Origin of the sequence: Actinosynnema sp. NPDC023658, assembly GCF_040639995.1 — a bacterium.
Lineage (GTDB): Bacteria > Actinomycetota > Actinomycetes > Mycobacteriales > Pseudonocardiaceae > Actinosynnema.
In genome coordinates, this window is the sequence record NZ_JBFAAX010001011.1 from 1 (window position 1) to 1,939 (window position 1,939).

2 protein-coding genes are annotated in these 1,939 nt (G+C 71.4%); one reads left to right on the top strand and one right to left on the bottom strand.

Annotated features, from left to right (window positions below):
• The coding region (locus AB0G02_RS37475) for a LacI family DNA-binding transcriptional regulator (RefSeq protein ID WP_360804437.1) at window positions 1-1,106 on the bottom strand (1,106 nt) is incomplete at its 3' end.
• Window positions 1,107-1,330: 224 nt separating this feature from the next.
• On the opposite strand from AB0G02_RS37475, the gene AB0G02_RS37480 reads away from it, so the two are divergent.
• Window positions 1,331-1,939: substrate-binding domain-containing protein (locus tag AB0G02_RS37480; protein WP_360804441.1), on the top strand; the 609-nt coding region annotated here is incomplete at its 3' end.

The following is a 1,939-nucleotide window of genomic DNA, read 5'->3' on the forward strand; positions in this document are numbered from 1 at the left end:
GCGACGCGGCCGGGGGCGGCGCGCCGGCCACACCGGGCCCGGTCCGCCAGGGCGCTCGGGCGGGAGCCGTCCGGGCCGTCCGGCGGCGGGATCTCGCCCGAACCCCGCGGGATGAGGGTGGCCGGGACGACGGCGTGCGTCGGCGGGGACCGGTCGCCCTCGATCCGGGCGAAGATCAGCTCCGCCGCCTCGCGGCCAAGGGCGGGGACGTCCTGGCGCAGGACGGTGACGCCGGGTTCCAGCATGTCGGCCAGCGGGAAGTCGTCGAAGCCGATCAGGGCGACCCGCCGGTGCAGGTCCCGGTCGCGCAGCGCCCGCATCGCGCCGACGGTCACCAGGTTCTGCGCGGTGAACAGCGCGGTCGGCGGCTCGTCGAGGTCGAACAGGGCGGCGGTGGCGGCCTCTGCGGCGTCGGGACCGCGCAGGTCGATGCGGACCAGCTCCTCGCGCAGGGTCAACCCGGTGTGCGCGAGCCCTTCCAGGTAGCCGGTGTAGCGCTCCTGGCTCGTCCACAGGGTCTGCCGGTCGCCCAGGAAGGCGATGCGCCGGTGACCGAGGGCGGCGAGGCGGAGCACGGCTTCGCGGGAGCTGTCGCGGTTGGTGGTGGTGACGCTGTCCGTGCCGCCGAACGTGGGCGGCCGGTCCACCAGGACCATCGGCGTGCCCCGCTCGCGCTCCTGCTGCAACGCGTCCTGGTGGCCGCCGACGGCCATGACCACCATGCCGTCGACCCGGCGCGTGGCCAGCGAGATCAGCAGCTCGCGCTGGAGCTCCGGGTCGTCCTCGCTGCTGCCGGCCAGCACCAGCACGCCGTTCTGCCGCGCCCGGTCCTCCACCGCGCGCAGCAGCGCGGCGTCGAACGGGTTGGACAGGTCCTCGAACAGCACGCCGATGGTGGCGCTGCGCCGGTCGGAGCGGCGCAAGCTGCTGGCGGTCAGGTTGGGCCGGTAGCCGAGGCTGCGGGCGGCGGCGCGGACCCGTTCGACGACCTCGGGACCGGCGCCGGGCAGGTCGTTGATCACCCGTGACACCGTCTTCGTGCTGACCTTGGCCAGCGCGGCGACGTCCCGCATGGTCGGCTCCCGCCGCACGCCCCGTGGGTCCATTGCCCTCTGCTCCATCCCGAGTAACGCTTGCGTAACGCCGACTTGTCGTGGCTTGGACCACGAAGCTAGCGTCAACGATGACTTAATGAAAGTCCTCATTTCACCCGCCGTCCCCGCTGGGGGCGGAAGTTCAGGATCTTTCCTCCATATCCGCGTAACCAGGCCTGAATCGACGCTCCTGAGGTTCGACGGCCGGTTGCGTCAACGTTGACGTAGGAGAAGACATGACCGGACGGGCGCGATCGGGCGTCAGGCTGACGGCCCTGCTGTCGGCGTCGTTGCTGGCGTTGGCGACCGGGTGCGGGGACGGCGGTGACGCGGCCGGTGGCGACACGCTGGTCGGGTTGGTGACCAAGACCGACACGAACCCGTTCTTCGTGAAGATGAAGGAGGGGGCGCAGGCCGCGGCGGGTTCGACCGGGGCCAAGGTGCAGTCGTTCGCCGGCAAGCAGGACGGCGACAACCAGTCGCAGGTGGATGCGATCGAGAACCTGATCGGCGCCGGGGCCAAGGGGATCCTGCTGACGCCGAACGACTCGAAGGCGATCGTGCCGTCGGTGGACAAGGCCCGCCAGGCCGGGCTGCTGGTCATCGCGCTGGACACCCAGCTCGAACCCGCGGACGCCGCCGACGCGACCTTCGCCACCGACAACTACCAGGCCGGGCTGCTGATCGGGAAGTGGGCCAAGGCGAAGTTCGAGGCCGAGGGCAAGCAGGCGAAGATCGCGCTGCTGGACCTCAACCCGAACCAGGTGTCGGTGGACGTGCAGCGCGACCAGGGTTTCCTGGAGGGCTTCGGCGTCGACGTGCGGGACGAGAAGCGGATCGGTGAC